At 67.0% G+C, this 4,172-nt stretch carries 6 protein-coding genes; 1 reads left to right on the forward strand and 5 read right to left on the reverse strand.

Annotated elements, in window-relative coordinates:
* The 5 genes from ACTQ48_RS10765 to ACTQ48_RS10785 all read right to left on the reverse strand — a co-directional run.
* On the reverse strand, nucleotides 1-1,534 hold a 1,534-nt coding region (locus ACTQ48_RS10765; RefSeq protein ID WP_441570893.1), incomplete at its 3' end, for a DNA cytosine methyltransferase.
* Nucleotides 1,501-1,935: a single-stranded DNA-binding protein gene (ssb, locus tag ACTQ48_RS10770; protein ID WP_441085553.1), complete on the reverse strand. Its 435-nt coding sequence runs from the start codon at nucleotides 1,933-1,935 to the stop codon at nucleotides 1,501-1,503. The genes ACTQ48_RS10765 and ssb, both read right to left, overlap by 34 nt.
* A 181-nt stretch (nucleotides 1,936-2,116) precedes the next feature.
* The gene (locus ACTQ48_RS10775) at nucleotides 2,117-2,497 is read right to left on the reverse strand and encodes a hypothetical protein (RefSeq protein ID WP_441085554.1); all 381 of its coding nucleotides are present in this window, start codon (nucleotides 2,495-2,497) and stop codon (nucleotides 2,117-2,119) included.
* Nucleotides 2,498-2,607: 110 nt separating this feature from the next.
* On the reverse strand, nucleotides 2,608-3,153 hold the full coding sequence (locus ACTQ48_RS10780; RefSeq protein WP_441042355.1) for a hypothetical protein: 546 nt from the start codon (nucleotides 3,151-3,153) through the stop codon (nucleotides 2,608-2,610).
* 4 nt (nucleotides 3,154-3,157) lie between these two features.
* Nucleotides 3,158-3,979, reverse strand: a complete 822-nt coding sequence (locus ACTQ48_RS10785; RefSeq protein ID WP_441042353.1) for a PD-(D/E)XK nuclease-like domain-containing protein — start codon at nucleotides 3,977-3,979, stop codon at nucleotides 3,158-3,160.
* 4 nt (nucleotides 3,980-3,983) lie between these two features.
* Between ACTQ48_RS10785 and ACTQ48_RS10790 the strand changes: the two genes are divergently transcribed.
* The coding region (locus tag ACTQ48_RS10790) for a hypothetical protein (protein ID WP_441570895.1) at nucleotides 3,984-4,172 on the forward strand (189 nt) is incomplete at its 3' end.

Consider the following 4,172-nt stretch of genomic DNA (forward strand, 5'->3'; position numbering starts at 1 on the left):
GCGGGTTGGTGTCGGAGCCGATGTGAGCTGCGGAGACGGAGACGAACTGGGCGGTGTAGCCGAGGGTGGTCATGCCCGCCAGCCATGTATCGAACAACTCCCACTGGGCTGCCTCCACGACATTCTCGATCATGACGAGCGGGTAGCGGAAGAGTTCGGCGGCGCGGATCACCTCCCAGAATGTGACGCGGGTCCGCTCGAACGCCTCGGTGGGGACGTGGCCGTGTTCCTCGAACAGGTCGAGTTGTCGCGTCCGTTTGCGGTGTCCACCGGCCGGTGATACCTCGGTGCAGATGGGGCTTGCCCACAGAACGTCGGTGCGTGGCAGGTAGCGCAGGTCGATCGCGGAGATGTCGGCGCACAAGTGCTCAGTGTCGGGGTGGTTGGCGGAGTGGGTTTCGATCGCTCGCTGCCAGTGGTTGGCGGCGACCTTAATGTCGTATCCGGCGCTGCGGAGGCCGGTGGAGCTGCCACCCATCCCGCAGTTGCCGGTCCAGTGAACCCTTCCGTCGCGACGACACAGCCACGTCCCGTGCTCGACTGTGGGGCACCAAACGACGCCCGTGTGGTCGACCCACTCCACCCGGTTCTGGCGCAGGGGTTTCGCGGTGTCGCGGCCCATGAGGGCTACCGTCCACATTGGCACTTCGGTCCCGCGATACCGCTGGTGCCACGTGCGCACTGACGTGGAGTGCCCGGCCAGGATGGCGGCGAACTGGAACGCATCGCACCGATCCGGGTCACCTTGGGTCAGAGTCGCCTCATGGGTCAGGTCACGAACGCGACGAGTCCCGTCCGCCAGCATCGAGACCTCGATAAGAAGGTCGAGTTGCGCCTGTGTGAGGCATAGCATCCACTCGTGAGCAGGGGCCTTGTTGACGAGTGCACCCGCAACTGGCGCGGCGGCAGCGCGGTTCAGCCTCCAGCAGCGCTGGTCTCCCCAGTCGCTCACCGTCCAGTAGGCGCGGCCATCGGTGCGGCGTCCTGGGGGCCCATATAGGGCGGTGAGTGCCGCAGTGATCCGCCGGCAGTTGTCCGGGTTGTGGCTACGCGACTGATAGATGTGTAGCCGTCCATGGGCGCGGAAGTTACCCTCGGTCCATGCCCATCCGACCAACTCCACCAGTTCGTTGCGGACACCGGAGGCTTTCGGCAGGTTGAACGGGGCTGAGCGCTTGACCATGGACTCCGACGTGAGGTCCCTGGTTGTGCGCCACCGCATCGTGGCGCTGCCGCCGCGCCTATTACGCTCCCAGGTGGGCCACCGGTGGTCGGCCGTAACGAGCGCCGAGATGCCTTTCCCGTGGATTCTGAGCATGCGCTCGTCGGTCGCGTCGAATCGGTGAACCTGCTCGACGGGGGCAAACCCAGCGATGCCGGTTTCGACATTCAGACTGGCGACCAAGTCACCGACCTCAACCTCGTCATGCAGTCGCCAACCGTGAACGGTCAGAATCTCGGTCTGCTCGTCGGCGCAGAAAAAGTCAACGGCGGTGAGCATCAGAATGGTGCCTCTCCGGTCTGGCTCGCCCACGGGTCATCCTGGGGCTGCGGTACCTGCGTCGCCTGCCCGCGTTGGCTGCGGTTGACGATGGCGGTCTGGGTGCGCAGCGAGGGTCCGATGTCGTCCACGGACAGCTCGAAGGTGGTGCGGCGCTGACCCTCCTTGTCCTCGTAGGAGCGCGACTGGAGCTCACCGGTCACGATGACCCGCATGCCCCTGCGGAGGGTGTCGGCGGCGTGCTCGGCCATGTCGCGCCAGACGGTGCAGCGCAGGAATGTGGTGTCGCCGTCGATCCATTCGCCGGTCTGCTTGACGTAGCGGCGGTGATTGTGGGCGACCGTCATGGTGGCGACGGCGGCCCCGGCCTGAGTGAAGCGGACCTCGGGAGAGTCCGTCAGGTTGCCGCAGATGGTGATGGTGTTGGTGCTCATGATTGGTCCTCTCTCTGGCCGCAGTGGGTGCAGCGGGCGTGTCGGTACAGGTGTCGTGGGGTGATGGGTTGGCGGTGGTCGTCTAGTCCCATCGCGCCGGTGAGGATGTGGAGGGCGGAGCAGGCTCCCGGGGCGGGGGCTCGGCGGTCGTCACCCGCCCCGGGAGCGATCAGGGTGGGTGTCATGCCGCGACCTGGGTGCGTCGCGTGGAGGCGAGGTAGCGCCGCAGGCCGTCGTCGGTGGAGAGGTCGGCCATGTCGTGCCGGTGACGCTCAGACGCCGACAGGGCCTCGCCAAATGTGGACTGCCACCTTCCGATTCGTCCGCAATTGCAGCGCCACATCCAATGAGCGGGCGCGTCTCTCCAGATGCGGGTCCTGTGCCGGGGATGGAGCCATGCTGCGGCCAGCGCCCGCAGGTCGGCATCCACACGCGCCCAACCCCTCCGATAGTCGTAGTAGCGGTGGGATGTGCATCTGCGCTCGTGGCACAGCGTCCACTCCTCATACCGACGCTCGACCTCGGGGGCGCCCCACTGGTGGATGACGACCTCGCACGGCACGGCGCCGCGCCCGCCGCCCACCTCATCCCCCCATATCTCGACGGCTCCGGTGTCACCGACGATGGTGCGCTGGATATGACCCCACGGACTGATGCTGGTCGTGACGCCGGTCACGACTCGCCCTCCGGCACGATCAGGCCCTCGTCGGGCAGTTCGGCGACGCGACTCTGGATCGCGGCACGCGTGGCCTCGTCGGCGTCCTGCCACAGGGCGCGCAGTTCGTCGCGGTCGGTGATCGCTGACACATCCACGGTCGGCGCAGGCTTTGCGAGTCGCAACGGCTCGACCAGGTACGCGGCCCGCTTCCCGCGCTTCTCTGTCAGCGCGAGGCGCAACGGCTGGGCGATGTCAGACAGGTGGCTGATCTTGATGCCGCCGACCCGCTCGCCGCCGAACTGCACGTCGGGGTCGCGGTACAGGGTGAGCGAGCGGCCCGCGTAGGCCGATGATTTCGTGCCCCACGCTGCGATGAGGACACGACGCATTGTTTTGCTTGGGCGGTAGGGCCGTCCTGGCATCTCGCGCAGGTGGATGTTCACGGGCTGCTCGCCGCCGGGCACCTGCACTCGGTCGACGGTGAACGTGCGCGGGCCGGTCAGCAGGTCCTCCGCGTTGAGCTGGTCGCTCTTCGGCGCGATCGTGTCGTCAATGTCCATCTCGTCACTCCTCTGTGATGTCGTCGTCGTATGCCCATGTGGGCGGGATGAGGGGCCTGATGTCGTGGCTGTATCCGGGCCACCTGCCGGTCTCGACACACTGGCGGTAGAGCGTGATCGCCTGCGCCATCTCACCTTCGCCGAGCGCCAGATAGGAGGGATCAACCTCCCACACGCTGACGAGGTAGGGTGCCGTCTTCTCCTGGGCGACGATGCGAAACGGCAGCAAATCGCCGGTCAACTCTCGGCGGAGGCGGCGATACCATGCGGCCTGTAGGTAGTAGCGGAATCGGTGGGCAGCGGCCAGGAAACCGCGCTCTGAGGCGTCGCGGGCGGTCTTGTAGTCAGCGGTCCACCCCGGATTCATGACATCTGCCCGGCCACGTAGCCATAGTCCGTCAATGCGGGCAAACATCGACTGCTCGCGCTCGCCTGCGAGGGTCTCGACAGCGGCGGGGTGGCGGTATACGACGCCCGCCATGTCCTCTGCGAGGCGCATCTCGGCGGGCAGCAGTGCCACCTGTCCAGATGCGTGGGCAGCGTCGCGCACCTCACGGGCAGCCTTGGTGCGCCACGACTCGGCGGCCACCTCGACCACGCGCTTGCCCTCGCCAAGAATGAGGGCATGGACGGCGCTACCGAGGTCGAGTGCCGCTGTGCGGGGTCTACCGTGCAGCTCGTGGTGCCGGAATCTCGCCGGGCCACCTTCTTCGAGGAGCGCCTTGGCGCGGCTAACGGACAGCGAGCCGTCGGGGATGGGGTCGGCGTGGTAGTCGGCGTCGGGGATGCCGTCATAGATGCCGGGTCGGGTGATGGTGGTAGGCATGTCAATGTCCCTGATCGGTGGGCAGCACTTCCGTCCCGATCCGCAGTCCGGCGCAGACCACGGGCGCGAGGATGACGACGATGGGCACGATGATGTCGAGCACGATGCGGCGGGTCATGACGCACCGCCGAGCGCGGCGAAGTCGATCCCGGCGGCACGCATCGGCTCGGTGAGCGTCGCGAAGTGGGGGGTG

Origin of the sequence: Collinsella sp. Sow4_E3, from assembly GCF_052116285.1 — a bacterium.
Classification (GTDB): domain Bacteria; phylum Actinomycetota; class Coriobacteriia; order Coriobacteriales; family Coriobacteriaceae; genus Collinsella.

Excerpts from the sequence above, each read along its gene's own strand:
- ssb (WP_441085553.1), bottom strand. The coding sequence starts at position 1,935 with ATGAGCACCAACACCATCACCATCTGCGGCAACCTGACGGACTCTCCC.
- ACTQ48_RS10780 (WP_441042355.1), bottom strand. The coding sequence starts at position 3,153 with ATGGACATTGACGACACGATCGCGCCGAAGAGCGACCAGCTCAACGCG.
- ACTQ48_RS10785 (WP_441042353.1), bottom strand. The coding sequence starts at position 3,979 with ATGCCTACCACCATCACCCGACCCGGCATCTATGACGGCATCCCCGAC.